Here is a 21,929-nt window from a genome sequence, read left to right on the forward strand (position 1 = left end):
TGGTTTGCAGGCATGCCATGGTTTATCCGTTATCTACGAGGAATAATATGAAAAAATACACTCTGGCTACGACGCTTCTGTGCGGCTTATTCTCTCTTTCCGCTTACGCGGTACAAGTAACGGCGGTGACAGCCTCCGCTTATGATTCAGACAAGGGCCACAAACCGGCCAACATTGCCGATGGCGATGTAAAAACCCGCTGGGCGGCAAACGGTGAGAGCTGGGTTCAGTTAGAACTGGATAAAGAACAATCGGTTGAGAACTTTGTTCTGGTTCCTTTCAAAGCGGATGAGCGCAAACTGAAGTTCTCCGTGTCCTACTCCACCGACGGGAAAACCTGGAAAAAGCTGGCTGAGAATCTGGTCACCTCCAGCAATGCCAAAGACGGTGAAAAATTCACCTTCCCTGCCGTTAAAGCGAAATTCTTCAAGCTGGATACGTTTGGCACCGATGTGAACAAATGGAGCGCCATCAACGAGATCAGCTTTAACAGCGCTGCACAGGTTCCGGCTCAGGCCATTAAGTAACGTGTCGGGATGACCTGGAGCTTGGGTCTCATATTGGCCAGTTAAGAGAACAGGTTGGTAAAAGCTGCTATTTCATTATGCGATAGCAGCTTTTTTGCTTAGTTGGGAGCTAGCAGAGTGGAACGGTATTGCATCACAATCATAATCTCTCCTCCGACAACATCTGCCCATTGCTGAAACTCCATTCATCGGCAGTGTTGAACTGGATTATCACCATCACATCATCCGGATGAATATTCAGCGCGCCATGCAGTCGTTCGCTTAGCATGCGGAAGAAGTTTCGCTTTTGCTCACGGGTTCTGGGTTTTCCCGCAAAAATATGGAACAGAATAAAATCTTCGCTACGTCCGGCACTTTTATAACGTCTGTCAAATATGCGCTGGCCGGCTGGCAGCGTTTCAAATATCTGAAAACGATCGGCAGGCGGGACAGCAAACTCATCTATCAGACTTTGTTGCAGAATATCGGAGATCTGACTTATCTGTGCGTCACGATAACCCTGACGCAGGGTGATACGAGTGAAAGGCATTTCCTTATTCCTCCAAACAACCGAGGGCGGAAACTGCCGCTGGCCAGCCTGCGTAAAATGCCAAATGTGTGAAAACCTCAACGATCTCTTCACGGGTTAACCCATTCTGCTGTGCGAAGTTGATATGCCAAGGAAGCTGTTGCACGCGCCCTTGTGCCGTCAGGGCTCCCAGTGTGATCAGGCTACGCTCGCGCGGGGAAAGCGTTTCACGTTTCCAAATATCATTAAACAGTGTGTCTATGCTCAGTTCGGCCAGTTTCGGTGCGACGCGAGCCAAAGTTTCACGATCAAGCGATTTCGCCATGGTATTTTCTCCGTATTGACAGTAGAACAATTCTGGCGCGATAGTTTCATCCCGAAAATCAAATTATTTTCAAACAACCATCCCAAATTTCAGGACGATAATGGACAAACTTTCTCTGACGCTTGACCTCGATGCGCTACGCAGTTTTGTGACGGGTATGGAGTGCGGCAGCTTTGCACTGGCAGCGACACGACTTTGCCGCTCAACCTCGGCGATAAGCGCCCAACTAAAAAAATTGGAACAACAATGCGGTGCCAAACTGGTGGTAAAGCAGGGCCGTCACCTGGTGTTGACCCATACAGGCGAGATATTGATAGGCTATGCCCGTCGCCTATTGGCGTTGAATGATGAGGCGCAGCGAGCGGTGAAAGGTGAACTATTGCAGGGGGAAATCCGCATTGGCATGCAGGAAGATTTTGGCGAGTCGCTGATGCCTGGTATTTTGGGCGAGTTCAAACGCCACCATCCGGGGCTGCGGATTATTGCGCGAGTAGATCGTAACCAGGTGCTGCTCACCGCGCTTGATAACAACGCACTTGATATGGCATTACTGTGGCAGCCGGAGAATATCACGCGCGAAGGCCGACTGATCGACCAGTGCCAGTTGGAGTGGATAAAGCATCCAGATTTAGACATCAACACACTACTCGCGCGGGGGGAACCCTTGCCGTTAGTGATGCTTGAAAGCCCGTGCCTGATGCGTTCACGTGCCACAACCTGCTTAGACCGGGCTGGTATAGCGTGGAAAGTGGTGTTTATCAGCCATAGCCTGAGCGGTATCTGGGCAGCAGTGCAGGCCGGACTGGGTATTACCGTGCGAACTCGAATCGGGATACCCAGCAATCTCCACATAATGGGAAGTATTTTGCCATCACCCGGGAGTCTCGGCATTACACTGGAGCAAGGGACTGAGAACCAAGCGATTCACAACGCGCTGGCAATGCTGGGGCAACTGATGGAAAAGGCGCTGTTAAATGTGAAGCTTGAGTCGCCATGATCAACCTAAAGGTCAGTCTACTGATTTTAACTAAACGATCCCCCTGTTAGCACTATGCTGGTGGGATATTGTGTATTGGCATGTCGAGTGTCTCCTAGCCATCAGTACCCACATTTTCCTTAGCATTGAAATAAAAATCATTCTCAACTAATATGCGCCTGAAATTTGACCTCCTATCGCTCCGTTTCAGGCACCAGACATGTCATCAGCCAATATTGATACCTCAGCAGATCTGCATCAGCTCTATTGTCAGCATCACGGCTGGCTGCAAGGGCTATTGCGCAAACGGCTGGGGAATCTGTGTGATGCGGCCGATCTGGCGCAGGATGTATTTTTACGGCTGTTGCTGAAACCACGCCAGTTCGACAGCCACGCAGGCGCGCGGGCTTACCTGAGCGTGATGGCGCAGGGCATGTGCGTCGACCTCTGGCGCAAACGGGAAATTGAGCGCGTCTGGCTCACCTCATTAGCCGAACAGCCGGAGCCGGTTGCCCTGTCGGCGGAAGACAGTAACATCATTCTCGAAACGCTATATCAGGTTGATGCCATGCTGCGTGCGCTGCCGGAGAAGGTGCGTGCAGCCTTTATCATGGCGCAGGTTCAGGGATTGCCCTATCGGGAAATTGCTACGGCGCTGGGCGTTTCCGAACGTATGGTGAAAAAATACATGGCGCAGGCCATGCTGCACTGTGTACTGCTGGAAGCGGAGATAGACGCGGACGGTCAGGCCGTTCATTCATGAATAAGCCCAGCTTTATCGCCTTGCAGCAGGCATCGCAATGGTACGCCCAGTTGTGCGATCGGGAACCTGACGATGAGCACTACCGCCACTGGCAGCGCTGGATGGACGAAAGCGAGGAACATCGCCAGGCCTGGGAATTCGTGCAAACGGTCAGCCAACGTTTCCAGCCGCTGCGTGGCGACAGTCAACAACCCGCGCTGAATACGCTGCTGCACAAGTCTGCACCGATGACTCGCCGCCGTGCACTCAAGCTCACCGCATTGCTCAGCACCGGTTCTCTGCTGTCCTGGCTGACTTACCGTCACACGCCGTTAAAAGGCTCGCTGCTGGCGATGACGGCCGATCATCACAGTGCGGTAGGAGAAATCAAATCGCTGACCTTACCGGACAACACCCGACTGTGGCTGAACACCGCCAGCGCGATTGATATCCGCTACAGCGACCAGCGTCGGGAAATTGCCCTGCTGGCGGGGGATATTCTGATTGATACCGCCGCAGATGCTCGCCCTTTCTTCGTCACCACCGCGCAAGGACGCTTGCAGGCGCTGGGCACACGCTTCAGCATTGCGCAGGAACCGGATGTCACCACGCTAACCGTTTACCAACACGCGGTCGACGTCAGCGCCAAGTACGCCACCGCCGCACGTCGGGTCAGCGCGGGCTATCACCTGCGCTTTAATGCCGACGGTCAGGGTAACATCGTGCCCAACCCGCAGAACGATGCCGATTGGTCACACGGCGTGCTCCAGGCGGATAACATGCCGCTGGGGGACGTCGTGGCGCAGCTGTCCCGCTACCGCCACGGCTATCTGGCGTGCCAGCCTGCCATCGCGGATTTACGCGTGATGGGCACCTTCCCTTTAACCGATACCGACATGGCACTGAACATGCTGGCGCAGGCCTTCCCGGTCCGCATCCATCGCCGTTTTCCGTGGTGGGTGACCGTCGAACCGCGCTGATATCGCCCTCTTTTTTGGCTACCGTTTTTGGGGATACAGCCAAAAAATTTTCTCTTTTGAGTTCCCCTTTTTCCACTGTCGTTCGATTCACAGTAAAACCACCAATTTTTACTCTGGGTCAGAAGGCGAATTTTCATGGCATTGATTCCATTTTTCTCTACACAGCGCACTCCTTCCAAACTGGCAATGGCCGTTCATCTGTTGCTGTGCGGCGCACCATTGTTCGTGCATTCCACCGCCACCGCAGCAGAAACAGCAGTCGCGGCGGCAACCAAAACCTATTCCATCTCTGCCGGGCCGCTTAACCAGCAGCTAAACCAATTTGCCACCCAGTCGGGCGTTTATCTGGTCGGCGATGCACAGTTGGCAACAGGGAAAACGGGGTCATCTCTGCAAGGGAATTACAGCGTCGACGGCGGATTTTCGGCGCTGCTCGCCGGAAGCGGACTTCAGGTGATTCCGCAGCCTAACGGAGTCTGGCGCTTACAGAGAATACCGCAGGGGGATGAAATGCTGGTCGTCGCGGGCGTCAACCGCCACGGCGTAACCGAAGGCACCCAGTCCTACACCACGCGCAGCATGAACACCGCGACACAGCTGAACCTGTCGCCACGAGAAACGCCGCAGTCGGTGAGCGTCGTCACACGCCAGCGCATGGACGATCAGAATATGACCTCGCTGGATGAGGCGATGAAGCAAACCACCGGCATTAACGTGGTCAATCAGAATAGCTATCAGGTGAAATACGAATCGCGCGCTTTCGTGATGGATAATATCAAGGAAGACGGGGTGAACTTCTCCAGCCAGAACAGCGTCTCCAATATGGGCGCAGTTCAGACCTCCAGCGAATCGCCCGATCTGGCGATTTATGATCGCGTCGAGATCCTGCGCGGGGCATCTGGCCTGTCACAAGGCAATGGCGAACCCGGCGGCACCGTTAATCTGGTGCGCAAACAGCCTACCCACAACTTTCAGGCATCCGGCAGCGTTGGCGCGGGCAGTTGGGATAATTACCGCAGCGAGCTCGATGTCTCCGGGCCGCTGAACGACGATGCCAGCCTGCGCGGCCGTCTCGTTGGCGTCTATCAGGATAGGCAGAGCTTTAAAGATTACGAACACAGTGAAAGAAAAGTGCTGTTCGGCACGCTGGCCTACGATCTGACGCCATCCACCACGGTCACCGGTGGCATCAACTGGCAAAAGACCCGAGGCGTGCCTGATGTGTACGGCATCCCGTTCGCCACCAATAAAAGCAGCCTGAATCTACCGCGTTCCACCTATCTGGGCGCAAGCTGGAACCGCATCGAGTTTGAAAAAATTAACCCGTTTGTCGAACTGGAGCACCACTTCGATAACGACTGGACGCTGAAAACTGCACTGAATTATATCCATTCCCGCGCGGACAGCAGCTATATCGGCATCATGAATGGCACAAGCGGCGTTAATCCGGCAACGGGAAATTCTTCGCTGAACAATAACCTGCGTTATGACAATAAGGCCGAACAGTGGGGTTACAACCTGAGCCTGAACGGTCCGTTCGAGCTGCTGGGACGCAACCATGAACTGGTGGTGGGCGGTGATTATCAGAAAGAGAACTTCGATAACAACCACATCCGCATCAACAACACCAGCACCGTGAATATCTTCAACTGGCAGCCGAATTCGCTGGCAGAACCAGACTGGTCAAATACGAGTCTCTACAGCAATCACTACAACGACCGCTTTAATTTGTACCAGCGCGGTGCGTTCGCCACGGCCAGATTCGAGCTGGCGGATGACTGGAAACTGATTCTGGGCGGCCGCTACAGCGCCTACAGTTACGACGAATATTTCACTAATCATTTCCGCAATACGTCCTCACTCAGCAGCCTGCATGCCAGTAATGAGTTCGTACCTTACGGCGGCCTGCTGTGGGACTTCGCCGATAATTACACCTGGTATCTGAGCTACGCCGAGATCTACAAACCGCAGAGCGAGAAAGATCGCAACGGTAAGCTGCTGCCCGCCATTACCGGCACCAACTATGAAACCGGCGTGAAGGGCGAGTTCTTTGATGGCGATCTGAATACCTCGCTGGCGCTGTTCCGCATCATTCAGGCGAATCGCGCGATGGCCGTCGCGGATAGCTCAGTTTGCCTGATCGGGACAAGCTGCTCCCAGGCTCAAGGCGAAGTACGCAGCCAGGGTGTCGAGTTCGATATCACGGGCAAACTGGCCGAAGGCTGGCAGATTCAGGCCGGTTATACCCTGACCAACAGTAAATATCTTGAAGGAAGCGCAAGCGAAAGAGCCGCACAGTTCAGCCCGCGCACGCCGAAGCATATGTTCAAGCTCTACACCTCATACAATCTGCCGGGTGAGTTGAACCAATGGACGATTGGCGCGGGTATGACGGCACAGACCGAGACGCAAACCTACCCGAACCGGGCTTATGGCCTGCATCAGGGCGGTTACACCCTGTTTAACGCCAATATCCGTTATCAACACAGCAAAAACCTGAGCTTCAATTTGGTAGGTAATAATCTGACGGATAAAACCTACTTCTTAAACCTGAATAACCGCCATCTTAGCGGCAACAACTATTACGGCGATCCGCGTAATTTCATGCTGACAGCGAAGTGGAATTTCTAAGCGAACACGCCTGCCAGCCTCTGCTGGCAGGCCATCGCCCCATCCATTATGCAAACGCTTAGACGCTTTTATTCACTGGTCGCGCCTTTCTGGCTGACTACACGTGCCACGTTGCTGTGGTTATTACTGTTGCTGATTATGAGCCTGACGCTCTCCGTCGTGTGGATCAGCGTGCAGTACAATAACTGGAGCCGGGATTTTTACGACGCGCTGGCAGACTATTTTCAGCACGCGTCAGTCTACGATATGGCCGTGCGCTATCTGGCCTACACGCTGCTGTTCGTGCTGGTCATCATCTGCGGCAACTGGCTCAAGAAACAGCTGATTATCCGCTGGCGCGATACCATGACGCACCAGTATGAGCAGGATTGGCTGCGCAATCACGCCCACTATCAGCTCAACTCAGGGCTGGATAACCCCGATCAGCGCATCGCGGAAGATATTCGCCTGCTGATAGAACAAAGCCTCGAACTCCTGCTCTCGTTGCTGAAAAACACCGCTCGTTTTTTCTCTTTCATCGCCATTCTCTGGCAGCTTTCCGGCGTCCATACTTTCACGCTAGCCGACTACACCATCACGATACACGGCTATCTGGTGTGGATCGCGCTGGTTTATGCCGCACTAGCCAGCGTGGTGACGCACTTGCTAGGGCACCGCCTGCACAAGCTGAATATTGAACGTCAGCGAACAGAGGCCGACTATCGCGCCACGCTGCTGCGGGTGCGGGATAACAGCGAGCAGATTGCCTTCTACCAAGGAAGTGACGCCGAGCAGCAGCGGATGCGGCAGTATTTCCAGCCCATCGTGCAAAACTGGCAGCGTTTAATGACGCGGGAATTCCGGCTAGAGAGCTTTACGACCAGCTATTTCCGCTTCAGCCTGATTATTCCGGTGTTCGCTACCCTGCCACTGTTTCTCGCACGTCAGATTAGCCTCGGGGCGATTATGCAGGCGCGATCCGCCTTCGGTTATGTGTTGGATGCCTTTGGCTGGTTTATCGATGCCTATCGCCAGCTGGTTCAGTGGTCTTCCACCATTGAGCGACTGTGGGAATTCCAGCATCGCTTACAGCAGCTGCCGACGCCAGAGGCACCGCGTCATGAAGGCCATACTCTGCATATCAACGCGCTGTCCGTACCGCGCCCCGATGGTTCACCGTATTTCGCCCCGCTGACGCTCACGCTTCAGGCTGGCGAATGGGCGACGCTTAACGCAGCCAGCGGCACGGGAAAAACCACGCTACTGCGGGCGCTGGCAGGGCTGTGGCCTGTTTCACAAGGAGAGTGGCATTTCCCCGCAGGCCGCACGCTGTTTTTGCCGCAAAAGGCCTATCTACCGCAGGATACGCTGCGTCAGGTGCTGTGTTATCCGCAGGCGCAGTTAGCGGATACTGCACAGCTGATTGCGGTGCTGGAACAAACCGGGCTGGCCGCGTTGATTCCTCGTCTGGACGACAAAGCGAACTGGAGTCGGGAACTATCGGGCGGCGAACAGCAGCGTCTGTCGTTCGCGCGTGCACTACTGCTGCGCCCGACGCTGCTTTGTCTGGATGAAGCCACCAGCCAGCTCGATGACGCGGCGGCGCTTCAACTGCTAGAGCACATCAGGATTACGCTGCCACAAACCATTGTTTTGGCCGTCAGCCACCAGCCTGCCGTACTGGCCAGTTTCAAATATCAGGTACGGTTAACGCCGCTCGAAGCAGAGAAGAAAGCGCAAACAGAGAATCACACAGACGAGCCTTCTATTGCGCCGCCAGCGGCGGACAATCAGCAGGTTGCTTACGGAAAGATGTGAAAGGAAAAACAGCCCGGAGCGAACGTCCGGGCTGATGTGATATTACTCGTTATCGCCCAGCAGAACGGATTCCAGCGCGATTTCGATCATTTCGTTGAAGGTGTTTTGACGCTCTTCTGACGTGGTCTGCGCACCAGTACGGATGTGGTCGGAAACGGTACAGATGGCCAGCGCTTTAGCACCGAACTCAGCCGCTACGCCGTAGATACCGGCCGCTTCCATTTCCACACCCAGAATGCCGTATTTTTCCATCACGTCGAACATCTGCGGATCTGGCGTGTAGAACAGATCGGCGGAGAAGATGTTACCGACACGGACAGAAACATCGCGTGCTTTGGCAGCATCAACGGCATTACGCACCATGTCGAAATCGGCAATCGCCGCGTAGTCGTGATCTTTGAAACGCATACGGTTCACTTTGGAATCCGTACAGGCGCCCATACCGATCACCACGTCGCGCAGTTTGACATCTTCACGTACCGCGCCGCAGGAACCCACGCGAATGATCTTCTTCACGCCGAATTCGGTGATCAGTTCCTTTGCATAGATTGAGCAGGATGGGATGCCCATACCGTGACCCATGACCGAAATTTTACGGCCTTTGTAAGTCCCCGTGAACCCTAACATGCCACGCACGTTGTTCACTTCGCGGGCATCATCCAGAAAGGTTTCTGCAATGTACTTAGCGCGCAGCGGGTCGCCCGGCATCAGTACAACGTCCGCGAAATCACCCATTTCTGCATTAATATGTGGCGTAGCCATGCGTTTATTCCTTAATTAATCAAGTTTCACGTAAAAAACGGTGTGTTTTACAGTATCGATTTGCCGTAGTCCATAGGCGACAGGCCAAAGTAGGCCGCGACCGTCTGCCCGATATCAGCGAAGGTTTCACGGTGGCCGTATGACCCCGGTTTCACGTTCGGCCCATAGATCAACACCGGGACGTTCTCACGAGTGTGATCGGTGCCGTGCCAGCTCGGGTCACAGCCGTGGTCGGCCGTCAGAATCAGGATGTCATCCCCCTTCACACGGGACAGCATTTCTGGCAAGCGGCGGTCAAACAGCTCCAGCGCGGCAGCGTAGCCCGGAATATCGCGGCGGTGGCCGTAGGCGGAATCGAAATCAACAAAGTTGGTAAACACGATGGTGTTGTCGCCCGCGCTATCCATTTCTTTCAGCGTGGCATCAAACAGCGCATCGATGCCGGTAGCCTTCACTTTCTTCGTGATACCGACCTGCGCGTAGATATCCGCAATCTTACCGACGGAAACCACTTCGCCACCTTTTTCATCCACCATCTTTTTCAGGATGGTCGGCGCAGGTGGTTCAACAGCCAGATCGTGACGGTTGCCGGTACGCTCGAAGTTGCCGGGTTTGTCGCCGATAAATGGACGTGCGATCACCCGCCCGATGTTGTAGCCGCCTTCGGTCAGCTCTTCGCGGGCAATCTCACACAGCTCGTACAGTTTATCCAGACCGAACGTTTCTTCATGGCAGGCAATCTGGAACACGGAATCCGCAGAGGTGTAGAAAATCGGCTTGCCGGTTTTCATGTGCTCTTCAGCCAACTGATCCAGAATCACCGTACCGGAAGAGTGACAGTTGCCCAGATAGCCCGGCAGATTGGCGCGTTTCACCAGTTTTTCCAGCAGTTCCTGCGGAAAACTGTTTTCTTCATCTTTAAAATAGCCCCAGTCGAACAGGACAGGCACACCGGCAATTTCCCAGTGACCAGACGGCGTATCTTTGCCCGAGGAGATTTCGCTGGCGTGCGCGTAAGCACCGATGATGTCCGCGTTTTCATCCAACCCAGGCGGGAACGTTCCCGTTGAGGCCTCGGCGGCTTTACCCAGCCCCAGACGGCTCAGGTTCGGCAAATGCAGCTTGCCGCTGCGCCCTTTATCCGCCGTCCCCGCGGCACACGCCTGAGCGATATGGCCCAGCGTATCCGAACCGACATCGCCAAAACGTTCTGCATCAGCACTGCTGCCGATCCCAAACGAGTCGAGAACCATAATATATGCACGTTTCATTCTTTTTCTCCTGCGCAGCTCTGCGCTAACGCCCTGCCGACAGGCAGGGGAAAATCAATTCAAGACGACCACTAACCAGCCCTGTGCGATCACGCTTCTGCGCTCACTCGACGATAGACCATCGGGGTCTTTTCTGGCGCGGTGTCGCCCAGTTGGATCGCAGCACGAACTTCATTCGCCGCCTGCTGCCACTGCGCTTCCGTGTTGGCGTGGATCACCGCCAGCGGGCGCTGCGCATCAACACGCTCACCCAGACTGATCATGCTATCCAGACCGACGCTGTAATCGATCGTATCCGTGGCCTGACGGCGTCCGCCGCCCAGCGAGACGACAGCCATGCCTAGCGCGCGGGTATCCATTGCGGTCACAATGCCTTCACACGTCGCGAAGACCGGCTTACTTAATGTCGCCACCGGCAAATAACGATCGTAGTGTTCGACAAAATCGCCCGGACCACGCTGTGCGGCGACCATGCGACCAAAGACTTCAGCAGCTTTGCCGTTATCCAACACGGCTTGCAGACGTGAATGTGCGTCGTCCGCCGAACTTGCCAGTCCGCCCGCCAGCAGCATCTCACCACATAGCGCCATAGTAACATCATACAGGCGCGGATTGCGGCTCTCTCCCGTCAGGAAACGCACGGCTTCCCGCACTTCCAGCGCGTTACCAGCGCTAGAGGCCAGCACCTGATTCATGTCCGTCAGCAATGCGCTGGTGCGGCATCCCGCGTTATTCGCTACGCCGACAATCGCCTGCGCCAACTGCTCGGACAGTTCATAGGTCGGCATAAACGCCCCCGACCCCACTTTGACGTCCATCACCAGCGCATCCAGCCCTTCAGCCAGTTTCTTCGCCAGAATTGACGCGGTGATTAGCGGGATAGAATCGACCGTGGCGGTAATGTCACGCGTGGCATAAAAGCGTTTATCCGCCGGAGCCAGTGAGGAGGTCTGCCCAATGATCGCGACGCCAACCTGTTGGATGATGCGGCGAAAATCTTCATCGTTCGGGAAAATATCCAGCCCCGGAATCGCTTCGAGCTTATCCAACGTGCCGCCGGTATGCCCTAAGCCGCGTCCGGAGATCATCGGGACATAGCCCCCGCAGGCGGCGACCATCGGCCCCAGCATCAGCGAAGTCACATCCCCGACGCCACCGGTAGAGTGTTTATCCACCAGCGGACCGTTCAGGTTCAGACTCTTCCAGTCCAGCACCGTGCCGGAGTCACGCATTGCCAGCGTCAGCGCCACGCGCTCGTCCATCGACATATCGTGAAAATAGATGGTCATCGCCAGCGCCGCAATCTGGCCTTCGGAGACGGTATTGTCACGAATACCGTTGATAAAGAAGCGGATCTCTTCTTCGCTCAGAGCTTTTCCGTCACGCTTCTTACGAATAATTTCTTGAATCAGAAACAAGGTCTGTACTCCTGATGAATTCTGATGTGGTTCCGCAGCCTGTTGCTGCGATCACATTTGCTGTGGTAATCCAACGCGACCATGAATACAAATGCTTTTATAAACAATATGTTGTCAAGAATGGCGTTGTCACAAATAAAATAGTGCACCTGTACGCGTGCTTAGTAGCCGCCCTGTGGAGCCGCGGTTCCGTGGCCAAGCGTGGTCAGCAGGCTCGCCAGCAGACTGGACGCGCCAAAGCGAAAATGCTGTGCAGTCGCCCATTCCGCGCCCATGATATCGTCCGCCAGTTGCAGGTAGATGGCGGCATCTTCCGCGTTACGCACACCGCCGGCCGCTTTAAAGCCAACGCGCTCGCCCACACCTTTATCGCGGATCGTCTTCAGCATGATCGCCGCACTTTCTGGCGTCGCGTTCACCGGCACTTTACCGGTCGAGGTTTTAATGAAATCGGCACCCGCATCAATGGCAATCTCGCTCGCCTGACGGATCAGCGCTTCCTGTTTCAGCTCGCCCGTCTCGATGATCACCTTCAGCAGCACGTGAGCATCCTGACACACCGCTTTACATGCCTGAACCAGCTCAAAACCGATTTGCGCGTTGCCTGCGATCAGTGCGCGGTAAGGGAATACGACATCAACTTCATCAGCACCGTAGGCGATTGCAGCTTTGGTTTCTGCAACCGCAATTGCCACATCATCATTGCCATGAGGGAAGTTGGTCACCGTTGCGATGCGGATATCCGGCGTACCCTGCTCACGCAGGATCTTTTTCGCCAGAGGGATAAAACGTGGATAGATACAGATAGCAGCCGTTTTTCCGGCCGGGCTGTTTGCCTGACGGCAGAGTGCCGTCACTTTTTCATCCGTATCATCCTCATTCAGCGTGGTTAAATCCATCAGCGCCAGCGCGCGTTGCGCGGCCGTGGTCAGCTTGGTCATACAACACTCCAACTCGTCAGCCGGTCTAACCGGCCCTGAACATTAACTGGTGCAAAACCAGCACGTTTGGCGAGCGGACTTGGTTCCTTGAAGATAGCGCCCAGGCGAAACAACCTGTAGCGGCACCGAGATCCTTCTCACCGCAATCAGCCTTCCTCTACCCTTCATTCTGTGATTATTTCAACACCGAAAGAATGACATCGAAAGAAACCTATTTATTAGACATTGGAACACGCCATGCCGGACTATTTTGTGCATTCATTCACACTTGATGTAAGAGAAATGCAATAGATAGTAATTATATGTGATTTTTATCACATATACTTCCCTGGATAAGGTTCACCCGATGAATTAACCGTGACAGCCTTGTCGGCCATCTCCCCCTTCATAAAGGAATAAAGAGACCGCAGCACACAGTCGCAGATCGCCCGATGCTTCTGATTGAAGTCATGGAGTAAGCATAGCGGTTTCTCTCTAACCACAGGGAGAAACCGCTGGCAGTGCAGGAAAATTATTTCCCTGCGGAAGGTTTACGGTAATCCAGCGCGGGTTTCCGATCGCCCAGCAGCGGCTTATAGTGGAAGTTCTCGCCACGACTCTTGTCGAACTCCGCTTTCGCCTGTTGAATTAATGCGGGATCGCTCAGTAGCTTCGCTCCTGTGACGGCCAGCGTTTTGGCTGCAACATCCATGCCTTTATAGCCAATAGCCATGCCGCCGGATGCCACCGCCTGCCAGCTGTGCGCAGGTACACCCGGCACCCAGGTCGCCGTTCCCAGCCCGACCGTCGGCACTACCCAACTGACATCGCCCACATCGGTCGACGCATAACCCGTTTCACCAAAATGGTACGGCGCGACCTGACTGGCACTGGAAAGCGGCGGCAGTTTGGCTTGATCCAACGTTTTCTGTAGCGCGGTGGCAAAATCCGTATCCGCCTTATCCCACTGCGGTGCCCCGACGCTTCTGAGGCTGTCATCCATCACTTTTCCCAACACGTCATTCGGCAACAGGCTGTACACGCCGCCGAGAATTTCAAATTCATAACGCGTTTCGGTTCCCAGCGCCGCGCCTTCCGCCGCTTTACGGATGCGATCGGTCACGCTGGCGACCACGGCCGGATCGGGATGACGCACGTAGTAGTAAACTTCGGCAAAGTCCGGCACCACGTTCGGCGCTTTACCGCCATCGGTAATCACATAGTGAATGCGCGTTTCCTGCGGCACATGTTCCCGCATCGCGTTCACCATAAAATTCAGCGCCTCCACACCGTCCAGCGCGGAACGCCCTTTCTCTGGTGCCATCGCGGCATGTGCAGAGCGGCCATAGAAACGGAACTTACCGTTCACGTTCGCCAGCGAATAGTCCTGCGAGGCAGAATTCTCATCGCCGGGATGCCAGTGCAGCATCACATCCACATCCTTAAACAGCCCCTCACGCGTCATATAGACTTTACCGGAACCGCCTTCCTCCGCTGGCGTGCCGTATACTCGAATTTGCCCCGGTTTACCCGTTGCTTCCAGCCACTGTTTCAGCGCAATCGCCGCGCCCACCGATCCCGCACCAAACAGGTGATGCCCGCAGGCATGCCCGGCCTCAATACCCGCAACCGGCGAACGCTCCGGCGTCGCGGCCTGAGAGAAGCCCGGCAGCGCGTCCATCTCGGCCAGAATACCGATAACCGGCCCGCCGGGTTTCCCCGCCGTCGCCACAAACGCGGTTGGGATGCCCGCGACACCCGCTTCAACGCTGAACCCAGCGGCTTTCAACTCATTCTGTAGCAGTTGGGAGGTGTTGGTTTCCAAATAGCCCAGTTCGGGTTTTGACCATATCTGCTGAGCAACGGTCGTCATCTGGCCCGAGTAATTCGTGACGGCGTTCACAATCGTTTCCCGATCTTTCTCTGCCAGTTCAGCGGCATAGCCCAGTGGGAGGAAACAAGAAGAGAACGCCACGGCCAGCGCGGGCGGTATATATCGTTTCAGTGTCATACGTTTTTCCCTATCCGTAAAAGAAATGCACGTCGGTGAATAACGGCTATTGATGTAATGTCATGCCCGTTCTTTGAAATGCTAGTGTTTTGAAATGCTAATTGTTTGAAATACCATTGGTGTGAAGTGCTATTTATGTTTAGCTGTGCAGAGCCGCTTTTTCAAAAAATAATTCACAGACAACACCATGACCGAACACGCCGAAGACTCCCTCTGGTATCTGTACATACTGCGCACGGTCGCTGGGGCGCTGTACACGGGTATCACAACGGATGTCAGCCGCCGCCTGAATCAGCATCAAACGGGAAAAGGGGCAAAGGCGCTGCGGGGAAAAGGCGAGTTAACGCTGGTGTTTCACTGTCGGGTGGGCAATCGCTCAGACGCACTCAAACTGGAATATCGCATTAAACAGTTGAGCAAAAACCAAAAAGAAAGGCTGGTACAAGACCAGCCCAGGACGCTATGTATTTCAGATACGATGTATTGATGCGCTATCGGTTAGCGAGTCGCGTTAGAGAAAGCGGTTAAACGGTTCAGCGTACTCCACCAGCCCGCTTGCACTTTCAAACCCACTTTCGCCCTCAGGACTCCCCTCACCGACAACATGATTATCTGCCAGCGGATAGACCTGAAAAGCCGATTCGCTGTCTGGCCAGCGACAATGTAGCTGCTGTTCTACCGCCGGAACAAAGCCAAAACGGGAGTAGTACGCGGGGTTACCCAAGACCACGACAGCGGTGTAGCCAAACTCATTCAGTGCATCCAGCCCTTCGTAGACCAGCTTTTCCCCTACGCCCTGTCGGCGCAGGCTGTCATCTACCGCCAACGGCGCAAGCGCCACCCACTGGCGATCCTCACCGTCGATCAACACCGGGCTGAATGCCGCGTAGCCCACCACGCCACCTTCATCGTCAGTCGCCACAACGCCGAGCGTCAATAAGCCATCTTCACGCAGTTGATGAACCAGATCCGCTTCCGCGCCCGTTGGAAAAGCACGGCGCAATAAGTTGTCGATCCCTGCGGCATCAACGGGAATTTCCACCCGAACTAGCATGATACTGGCGCGTGATTCGCTGGTTGCACTGCGCCCTCCTGTAAGCCGGCTTCAACAAAGTTCGCCAGTTGCAGCAGGCCAATGCGTAGCGGCGCAGGCATGGCTTCCAGCTCAATAGCGTCCATCAGGTTCTTCACATACAAACCTAACTCGGTATCACCCTCAATGCGCAGACGACGCTGGAAAAAGAGTGTATCGGGATCTTCTTTACGCGCGGCGATCAAAATCAGATCGTTCGCATCTGCACTGAAGCTGACATCCGGCATCTCAGCGTCGCTCACCACCAGACGACCATCACGCAGCGTCATAAACCACTGCAAGCCGACATCACGCACCTCAATTTTCAGCCAGCGGCTTTCGAGAAATGCCAGATCGCCCTCTTCCAGCGCCTGACGGAACTGCCAGCCCAACATCTGTTCCAAAACCTGACGCTGTAGCGCAAAGGGAGTGAACTTGAGTGGCTTACCTAATAAGCTCGGCCCTTGACGCACAATCTGCGCTCGTAGTTTTTCCAACACTGGCGTACTCCTCTTAAAGCAATCTGACTGTTCAGATAATCTGCAAGCATTTTGCCACATCCACCGCACGCGGCAGAGGTCTATGTCAATAATTTAGTCGGTTATCCGATTATGCCCAACAGATTTTGTCCTTGCGCGACGATTAGCACCATAAACTGCCTTAAATCAAAGTCCTTACCGATTTGGTTAATTAAGATTCCCAATCGTTAACAACATTCATCGACTGATAAAAAATCGCTTACGACAACCCGCAAGGGTGAGAGGCAGAATGCCCGTCATAAACGCGAGCGTCAGTCTGAACATCATTGATCGTACCGAGCAGCTACGGCCCCGAAGGGATTAATGAAGGATTGTGTATGGAACTGCTTTGCCCCGCTGGCAACCTGCCGGCACTGAAAGCTGCCATCGATAATGGCGCAGATGCGGTCTATATCGGCCTGAAAGATGACACCAACGCACGTCATTTTGCCGGGCTTAACTTTACCGACAAGAAGCTACAGGAAGCGCGCGAGTACGTGCATCGTCATCGGCGTAAGCTGCATATCGCCATCAATACGTTTGCGCATCCGGACGGTTATCAGCGCTGGCAACGCGCTGTGGATATGGCTGCGCAGATCGGGGCCGACGTGCTGATCCTCGCCGATCTCGCCATGCTGGAATATGCTACCGAACGCTATCCTCACATTGAGCGTCACGTGTCGGTTCAGGCTTCCGCGACAAACACCGAAGCGATCCGTTTCTATCATCGCCATTTCGATGTCTCACGCATCGTACTGCCGCGCGTATTGTCCATCCATCAGGTGAAGCAAATCGCCCGCACCAGCCCCGTGCCGCTCGAAGTGTTCGCCTTCGGCAGCCTGTGCATCATGGCGGAAGGCCGCTGCTATCTCTCTTCTTATCTGACTGGTGAATCACCGAATACCGTAGGTGCCTGCTCGCCGGCGCGATTTGTACGCTGGCAGCAGACGGAAAACGGCATGGAATCACGCCTGAACAATATCCTGATCGACCGCTATCAGGATGATGAAAACGCCGGTTATCCCACGTTGTGCAAAGGGCGTTATTTAGTCGATGGGCAGCGCTACCATGCACTGGAAGAGCCAACCAGCCTGAACACACTGGAACTGCTGCCTGAACTGATGGCTGCCAATATTGCTTCCGTGAAGATAGAGGGCCGCCAGCGCAGCCCGGCCTACGTCAGCCAGATTACGCAGGTATGGCGACAGGCTATCGATCGCTGCCGCGCCAATCCTGAGACATTCGTTCCCACTCAGGCCTGGATGGATGCGTTAGGTGCAGTGGCTGAAGGCACACAAACCACGCTCGGCGCTTATCACCGCAAATGGCAGTAGCAGGAGAACACATGAAATACGCATTAGGGAATATTCTCTACTATTGGCCTAAAGAGGATGTTGAGGCGTTTTATCAGGCCGCGGTGAACAGCAGCGCCGATATCATTTATCTCGGCGAAACGGTGTGCAGCAAGCGCCGCCTGATGAAGGTGGCAGACTGGTTCAACGTTGCTCGTGAGGTCGCCAACAGCGGAAAGCAGGTGGTGATCTCTACGCTGGCGCTCTTACAAGCGCCGTCTGAACTTACCGAGCTAAAACGCTACGTGGAGAACGGCGAGTTCTTGCTGGAAGCAAACGATCTGGGCGCAGTTAACATCGCCGCCGAACGCAATCTGCCGTTTGTCGCCGGACACGCGCTCAACTGCTACAACGCGTACACGCTGCGAGTCCTGCATAAACAAGGCATGGTGCGCTGGTGCATGCCAGTTGAGCTATCCCGAGACTGGCTGCAAAACTTACTGAATCAGTGTGACAAGCTTGGCTTTCGCCATCAGTTTGAAGTAGAAGTGCTCAGCTATGGTCATTTACCGCTAGCCTATTCCGCCCGCTGCTTTACCGCTCGTTCAGAAGATCGGCCGAAGGATGAATGCGAAACCTGCTGCCTCAGCTATCCACAAGGCAGAAAAATGCTGTCACAGGAGAACCAGCAGGTGTTTGTCCTCAACGGCATTCAGACGCAAAGCGGCTATTGCTACAACCTCGGCAACGAACTGACATCAATGCAGGATCTGGTCGATATCGTCCGGCTGTCCCCGAACGATATCAGCACGCCGGCGATGCTGGATAAATTTCGCGCCAACGAACAAGGCAATGCGCCATTAACGCTGGAAAATCAGGCGGATTGCAACGGCTACTGGCGTCGCGTCGCTGGCCTTGAACTCGTTCAATAACGCATTTCCTTTCAGGGCGGCCAGCCGCCCTTTCCTTCCTAAGCGCACCTTTGAACTACGTATAACCGCGACATTCCCGCATACTGATCTGACTTTCATCATTGACTGACGGCGTTAAGCATCCACCAAATGGGTGGAGTCAGTGAACAACAAAGTGAGCCATATTATGTCTATGTCTTCTCAACCCACCGTGTTTTCCGTCCTCGATCTTGCGCCGATTCCGCAAGGTGCGACAGCGCGTGACGCCTTCCATCGCTCGCTGGATCTGGCGCAGCATACAGAAAAATGGGGCTATCACCGCTATTGGCTGGCGGAACACCACAGCATGACGGGTATCGCCAGCGCAGCAACTTCCGTGCTTCTCGGCTATCTTGCTTCGGGAACACAGCGCATTCGTCTCGGTTCCGGCGGCGTGATGCTACCGAACCACTCACCGCTCGTCATCGCCGAGCAGTTCGGTACGCTGGAATCGCTGTATCCTGGCCGTATCGATTTGGGATTAGGCCGTGCGCCCGGCACCGATCAGCGCACCATGATGGCGCTGCGTCGCCACCTTAATGCCGATATCGAAGATTTCCCACGCGATGTGCAGGAATTGCAACGCTATTTCGCCGATGCACAGCCGGGTCAGGGAGTCCAGGCCGTCCCGGGACAAGGCTTACACGTTCCGATCTGGCTATTAGGTTCGAGTCTGTATAGCGCACAGCTGGCCGCGAGACTGGGGCTACCTTTTGCCTTCGCCGCGCATTTCGCGCCCGATATGTTGCTGGAAGCATTCCGTCTCTATCGCGAACACTTCATCCCTTCAGCCACCCACGCCAAGCCCTACGCGATGGTTTGCGTCAATGTGGTGGCGGCCGATAGCGATCGGGACGCGCGTTTCCTCTTCACCTCGATGCAGCAGCAGTTCATCAATCTGCGCCGTGGTACGCCAGGCCCGCTGCCCGCGCCGGTAGAAAACATCGACACGGTCGGCTCACCTGCCGAACAGTTTGGTGCGGAGCAAGCACTGCGGCTGTCGATTGTTGGCGATAGCGCGAAAGTTCGTCATGGATTGCAGAGCCTTTTACGTGAAACGCAGGCGGATGAAGTGATGATCAACGGTCAAATCTTTGATCATCAGGCGCGACTGCGATCGTTTGAAATCGCAATGGATGTACGGCAGACGCTGTAATATCGAACGAGTGAGTTTGTTGTGACCAAAAAAAACGACCCGTTCAGGGTCGTTTTGTATTGCAGTAGATTTTTAAAAAATCGTAGCTTATGCGTCAGCAGGACGACGACGTGGAGCGCGTGAAGCACCGTCACGGCTATCACGGTTGAAAGAACGCTCACGACGCTCACCGCCGTTACCGTTACCTTCACGGCGTTCACCACCGCCGAAAGAGCGACGTGGTGCTGCGCCATCACGACGTTCGCCACCAGGACGACCACCGCCACGACGTTCTGGCTGTGCAACTGCATCACCCATCAACTGCATATTCATTGGTTTGTTCAGAATACGCGTACGGGTGAAATGTGATAACAGGTCGCCCGGCATACCTTTCGGCAGTTCAATCGTCGAGTGAGACGCGAACAGCTTGATGTTACCGATGTAGCGGCTGCTGATATCACCTTCGTTGGCGATAGCACCAACAATGTGGCGCACTTCAACGCCGTCATCACGACCCACTTCAATGCGATACAGTTCCATCTCGCCAGCATCACGACGCTCACGACGCTGTGGACGGTCACCGTCACGGCTGTCACGAGAATCGCGAGGATCACGACGACGATCGCCACGTGAATCACTGCGAGACTCATCACGATCGCGGAATTCGCGACGAGGACGGAATACCGGATCTGGCGGCAGAATCAGAGGACGTTCGCCCTGCGCCATTTTCAGCAGCGCAGCAGCCAGCGTTTCGACATCCAGCTCTTCCTGTGGTTGCAGTTTTGTCAGCAGTGCACGGTACATGTCCAGATCGCTGCTTTCCAGCTGTTGCTGTACTTTAGCGGCGAATTTAGCCAGACGGCGTTGACCCAGCAATTCTGCATTTGGCAATTCCACTTCAGGAATGGTCAGCTTCATTGTGCGTTCAACGTTGCGCAGCAGGCGACGTTCACGGTTTTCGACGAACAGCAGAGCGCGGCCCGCACGACCTGCACGACCGGTACGACCAATACGGTGGACGTAAGACTCGGCATCCATCGGGATATCGTAGTTCACTACCAGGCTGATACGCTCAACGTCCAGACCACGCGCCGCAACGTCGGTCGCGATCAGGATATCCAGACGACCATCTTTCAGACGCTCCAGCGTTTGCTCACGCAGCGCCTGATTCATGTCACCGTTCAGCGCGGCGCTGTTGTAACCGCTACGCTCCAGGGCTTCGGCCACTTCCAGCGTCGCGTTTTTGGTACGAACGAAAATAATCGCCGCATCAAAATCTTCCGCTTCCAGGAAACGTACCAGCGCTTCATTTTTACGCATACCCTGCACCGTCCAGTAGCTCTGGCTGATGTCTGGGCGCGTAGTAATGCTTGATTGAATGCGAACTTCTTGTGGATCTTTCATGAAACGGCGCGTAATGCGACGAATCGCTTCAGGCATGGTCGCAGAGAACAGCGCAGTCTGATGTTCAGCAGGGATCTGAGCCATGATGTTTTCAACATCTTCGATGAAGCCCATACGCAGCATTTCATCAGCTTCGTCCAGCACCAAACCACTCAGGTTGGACAGATCCAGCGTACCGCGTTTCAGGTGATCCAGCAGACGGCCTGGCGTACCCACAACGATCTGTGCACCACCACGCAAAGCGCGCAGTTGCACGTCATAGCGCTGGCCGCCGTACAGTGCGACAACATTCACGCCGTGCATATGTTTGGAGAAATCATTGCAGGCCTCTGCTACCTGCACCGCCAGCTCGCGGGTCGGTGCCAGCACCAGAATCTGTGGTGCTTTAAGTTCAGGTTTCAGATTGTTCAGTAATGGCAGAGAGAACGCTGCTGTTTTACCGCTACCGGTCTGTGCCATACCCAGCACATCGCGACCATTCAGCAGGTGAGGAATACATTCCGCCTGAATCGGAGACGGTTTTTCATAGCCCAAATCAGTCAGGGCATTAAGGATAGAGGTGTTCAGCCCCAAATCGGCAAAAGAAGTTACTAAATCAGTCATGTACACGTGCCTCATTAAACATGGCGGCCAGTCTACATAACTCGTCGTGAAAATTTTCAGTCATTTTCATTGAAAAGTGTGAACCGG

At 54.7% G+C, this 21,929-nt stretch carries 21 protein-coding genes; 10 read left to right on the forward strand and 11 right to left on the reverse strand.

The genetic code is table 11. The features are described from left to right. Nucleotides 1-47 precede the first annotated feature (47 nt). Nucleotides 48-527 (forward strand): discoidin domain-containing protein, encoded by a 480-nt coding sequence (locus MYB54_RS18360; RefSeq protein WP_039496895.1) that lies wholly within the window; start codon nt 48-50, stop codon nt 525-527. Between the two features lie 139 nt (nt 528-666). On the opposite strand, the gene MYB54_RS18365 is transcribed toward MYB54_RS18360, so the two are convergent. Continuing rightward, entirely contained in the window at nt 667-1,056 is a 390-nt protein-coding gene (locus tag MYB54_RS18365; protein WP_205594978.1) for a tautomerase family protein, read from the reverse strand. A 4-nt stretch (nt 1,057-1,060) separates the two neighbouring features. Continuing rightward, nucleotides 1,061-1,360, reverse strand: coding sequence for a carboxymuconolactone decarboxylase family protein (locus MYB54_RS18370; protein ID WP_012773310.1), 300 nt, complete (start codon nt 1,358-1,360; stop codon nt 1,061-1,063). A gap of 100 nt (nt 1,361-1,460) precedes the next feature. Between MYB54_RS18370 and MYB54_RS18375 the strand changes: the two genes are divergently transcribed. The 5 genes from MYB54_RS18375 (at nt 1,461) to MYB54_RS18395 (ending at nt 8,486) form a co-directional block, all read left to right on the forward strand. Beyond that, entirely contained in the window at nt 1,461-2,357 is an 897-nt protein-coding gene (locus MYB54_RS18375; protein ID WP_205593097.1) for a LysR substrate-binding domain-containing protein, read from the forward strand. 199 nt (nt 2,358-2,556) lie between these two features. Continuing rightward, nucleotides 2,557-3,099 (forward strand): sigma-70 family RNA polymerase sigma factor, encoded by a 543-nt coding sequence (locus tag MYB54_RS18380; RefSeq protein WP_010279756.1) that lies wholly within the window; start codon nt 2,557-2,559, stop codon nt 3,097-3,099. Then, nucleotides 3,096-4,058 (forward strand): FecR domain-containing protein, encoded by a 963-nt coding sequence (locus tag MYB54_RS18385; RefSeq protein ID WP_248721179.1) that lies wholly within the window; start codon nt 3,096-3,098, stop codon nt 4,056-4,058. The genes MYB54_RS18380 and MYB54_RS18385 overlap by 4 nt, the downstream gene beginning before the upstream one ends. 135 nt (nt 4,059-4,193) lie before the next feature. Beyond that, complete coding sequence (locus MYB54_RS18390) at nt 4,194-6,689, forward strand: TonB-dependent siderophore receptor (protein WP_205594980.1); 2,496 nt, start codon at nt 4,194-4,196, stop codon at nt 6,687-6,689. Nucleotides 6,690-6,737: 48 nt separating this feature from the next. Further along, on the forward strand, nt 6,738-8,486 hold the full coding sequence (locus tag MYB54_RS18395) for an ABC transporter ATP-binding protein/permease (RefSeq protein WP_248721180.1): 1,749 nt from the start codon (nt 6,738-6,740) through the stop codon (nt 8,484-8,486). 42 nt (nt 8,487-8,528) lie between these two features. On the opposite strand, the gene deoD is transcribed toward MYB54_RS18395, so the two are convergent. The 5 genes from deoD to MYB54_RS18420 form a co-directional block, all read right to left on the reverse strand. Further along, nucleotides 8,529-9,248 carry a purine-nucleoside phosphorylase gene (gene deoD, locus MYB54_RS18400; protein ID WP_010300039.1) on the reverse strand — a complete coding sequence of 240 codons (720 nt, stop codon included), beginning with the start codon at nt 9,246-9,248 and terminating at the stop codon, nt 8,529-8,531. A gap of 47 nt (nt 9,249-9,295) precedes the next feature. Continuing rightward, the gene (gene deoB, locus MYB54_RS18405; RefSeq protein WP_039502140.1) at nt 9,296-10,519 is read right to left on the reverse strand and encodes a phosphopentomutase; all 1,224 of its coding nucleotides are present in this window, start codon (nt 10,517-10,519) and stop codon (nt 9,296-9,298) included. A gap of 89 nt (nt 10,520-10,608) precedes the next feature. After that, nucleotides 10,609-11,937, reverse strand: coding sequence for a thymidine phosphorylase (deoA, locus tag MYB54_RS18410; protein ID WP_205593092.1), 1,329 nt, complete (start codon nt 11,935-11,937; stop codon nt 10,609-10,611). A 161-nt stretch (nt 11,938-12,098) separates the two neighbouring features. Beyond that, on the reverse strand, nt 12,099-12,878 hold the full coding sequence (gene deoC / locus MYB54_RS18415; protein WP_014914139.1) for a deoxyribose-phosphate aldolase: 780 nt from the start codon (nt 12,876-12,878) through the stop codon (nt 12,099-12,101). 511 nt (nt 12,879-13,389) lie between these two features. Further along, nucleotides 13,390-14,868: an amidohydrolase gene (locus MYB54_RS18420; protein WP_014914138.1), complete on the reverse strand. Its 1,479-nt coding sequence runs from the start codon at nt 14,866-14,868 to the stop codon at nt 13,390-13,392. A 187-nt stretch (nt 14,869-15,055) separates the two neighbouring features. On the opposite strand from MYB54_RS18420, the gene MYB54_RS18425 reads away from it, so the two are divergent. Next, a complete protein-coding gene (locus MYB54_RS18425) occupies nt 15,056-15,355 on the forward strand; it encodes a GIY-YIG nuclease family protein (protein ID WP_039515169.1) in 300 nt (99 codons plus the stop codon). A 24-nt stretch (nt 15,356-15,379) separates the two neighbouring features. Here the strand turns inward: MYB54_RS18425 and MYB54_RS18430 are convergent, their stop codons facing one another. Both MYB54_RS18430 and ubiT read right to left on the reverse strand, forming a co-directional pair. After that, nucleotides 15,380-15,922 (reverse strand): GNAT family N-acetyltransferase, encoded by a 543-nt coding sequence (locus MYB54_RS18430; protein ID WP_014914137.1) that lies wholly within the window; start codon nt 15,920-15,922, stop codon nt 15,380-15,382. Then, entirely contained in the window at nt 15,916-16,440 is a 525-nt protein-coding gene (ubiT, locus tag MYB54_RS18435) for a ubiquinone anaerobic biosynthesis accessory factor UbiT (protein ID WP_014914136.1), read from the reverse strand. Before ubiT ends, MYB54_RS18430 begins: the two co-directional genes overlap by 7 nt. Before the next feature lie 356 nt (nt 16,441-16,796). On the opposite strand from ubiT, the gene ubiU reads away from it, so the two are divergent. The 3 genes from ubiU (at nt 16,797) to MYB54_RS18450 (ending at nt 19,856) form a co-directional block, all read left to right on the forward strand. Then, nucleotides 16,797-17,792: a ubiquinone anaerobic biosynthesis protein UbiU gene (gene ubiU / locus MYB54_RS18440; RefSeq protein ID WP_014914135.1), complete on the forward strand. Its 996-nt coding sequence runs from the start codon at nt 16,797-16,799 to the stop codon at nt 17,790-17,792. A gap of 11 nt (nt 17,793-17,803) precedes the next feature. Beyond that, nucleotides 17,804-18,682 (forward strand): U32 family peptidase, encoded by an 879-nt coding sequence (locus MYB54_RS18445; RefSeq protein ID WP_248721181.1) that lies wholly within the window; start codon nt 17,804-17,806, stop codon nt 18,680-18,682. A gap of 166 nt (nt 18,683-18,848) precedes the next feature. Further along, nucleotides 18,849-19,856: a luciferase-like monooxygenase gene (locus MYB54_RS18450; RefSeq protein ID WP_014914133.1), complete on the forward strand. Its 1,008-nt coding sequence runs from the start codon at nt 18,849-18,851 to the stop codon at nt 19,854-19,856. Nucleotides 19,857-19,943: 87 nt separating this feature from the next. Here MYB54_RS18450 and MYB54_RS18455 read toward each other — a convergent pair whose 3' ends face one another. After that, the gene (locus MYB54_RS18455; RefSeq protein ID WP_039312954.1) at nt 19,944-21,842 is read right to left on the reverse strand and encodes a DEAD/DEAH family ATP-dependent RNA helicase; all 1,899 of its coding nucleotides are present in this window, start codon (nt 21,840-21,842) and stop codon (nt 19,944-19,946) included. Then, on the reverse strand, nt 21,835-21,912 hold the full coding sequence (gene yrbN / locus MYB54_RS22120; RefSeq protein WP_099606227.1) for a protein YrbN: 78 nt from the start codon (nt 21,910-21,912) through the stop codon (nt 21,835-21,837). Before yrbN ends, MYB54_RS18455 begins: the two co-directional genes overlap by 8 nt. Between the last annotated feature and the right edge of the window lie 17 nt (nt 21,913-21,929).

It is taken from the genome of Pectobacterium nicotianae, from assembly GCF_023272715.1.
Taxonomy (GTDB): domain Bacteria; phylum Pseudomonadota; class Gammaproteobacteria; order Enterobacterales; family Enterobacteriaceae; genus Pectobacterium; species Pectobacterium brasiliense.

Excerpts from the sequence above, each read along its gene's own strand:
- MYB54_RS18360 (WP_039496895.1), top strand. The coding sequence starts at position 48 with ATGAAAAAATACACTCTGGCTACGACGCTTCTGTGCGGCTTATTCTCT.
- MYB54_RS18365 (WP_205594978.1), bottom strand. The coding sequence starts at position 1,056 with ATGCCTTTCACTCGTATCACCCTGCGTCAGGGTTATCGTGACGCACAG.
- MYB54_RS18370 (WP_012773310.1), bottom strand. The coding sequence starts at position 1,360 with ATGGCGAAATCGCTTGATCGTGAAACTTTGGCTCGCGTCGCACCGAAA.
- MYB54_RS18375 (WP_205593097.1), top strand. The coding sequence starts at position 1,461 with ATGGACAAACTTTCTCTGACGCTTGACCTCGATGCGCTACGCAGTTTT.
- MYB54_RS18380 (WP_010279756.1), top strand. The coding sequence starts at position 2,557 with ATGTCATCAGCCAATATTGATACCTCAGCAGATCTGCATCAGCTCTAT.
- MYB54_RS18385 (WP_248721179.1), top strand. The coding sequence starts at position 3,096 with ATGAATAAGCCCAGCTTTATCGCCTTGCAGCAGGCATCGCAATGGTAC.
- MYB54_RS18390 (WP_205594980.1), top strand. The coding sequence starts at position 4,194 with ATGGCATTGATTCCATTTTTCTCTACACAGCGCACTCCTTCCAAACTG.
- MYB54_RS18395 (WP_248721180.1), top strand. The coding sequence starts at position 6,738 with ATGCAAACGCTTAGACGCTTTTATTCACTGGTCGCGCCTTTCTGGCTG.
- deoD (WP_010300039.1), bottom strand. The coding sequence starts at position 9,248 with ATGGCTACGCCACATATTAATGCAGAAATGGGTGATTTCGCGGACGTT.
- deoB (WP_039502140.1), bottom strand. The coding sequence starts at position 10,519 with ATGAAACGTGCATATATTATGGTTCTCGACTCGTTTGGGATCGGCAGC.
- deoC (WP_014914139.1), bottom strand. The coding sequence starts at position 12,878 with ATGACCAAGCTGACCACGGCCGCGCAACGCGCGCTGGCGCTGATGGAT.
- MYB54_RS18420 (WP_014914138.1), bottom strand. The coding sequence starts at position 14,868 with ATGACACTGAAACGATATATACCGCCCGCGCTGGCCGTGGCGTTCTCT.
- MYB54_RS18425 (WP_039515169.1), top strand. The coding sequence starts at position 15,056 with ATGACCGAACACGCCGAAGACTCCCTCTGGTATCTGTACATACTGCGC.
- MYB54_RS18430 (WP_014914137.1), bottom strand. The coding sequence starts at position 15,922 with ATGCTAGTTCGGGTGGAAATTCCCGTTGATGCCGCAGGGATCGACAAC.
- ubiU (WP_014914135.1), top strand. The coding sequence starts at position 16,797 with ATGGAACTGCTTTGCCCCGCTGGCAACCTGCCGGCACTGAAAGCTGCC.
- MYB54_RS18445 (WP_248721181.1), top strand. The coding sequence starts at position 17,804 with ATGAAATACGCATTAGGGAATATTCTCTACTATTGGCCTAAAGAGGAT.
- MYB54_RS18450 (WP_014914133.1), top strand. The coding sequence starts at position 18,849 with ATGTCTATGTCTTCTCAACCCACCGTGTTTTCCGTCCTCGATCTTGCG.
- MYB54_RS18455 (WP_039312954.1), bottom strand. The coding sequence starts at position 21,842 with ATGACTGATTTAGTAACTTCTTTTGCCGATTTGGGGCTGAACACCTCT.
- yrbN (WP_099606227.1), bottom strand. The coding sequence starts at position 21,912 with ATGAAAATGACTGAAAATTTTCACGACGAGTTATGTAGACTGGCCGCC.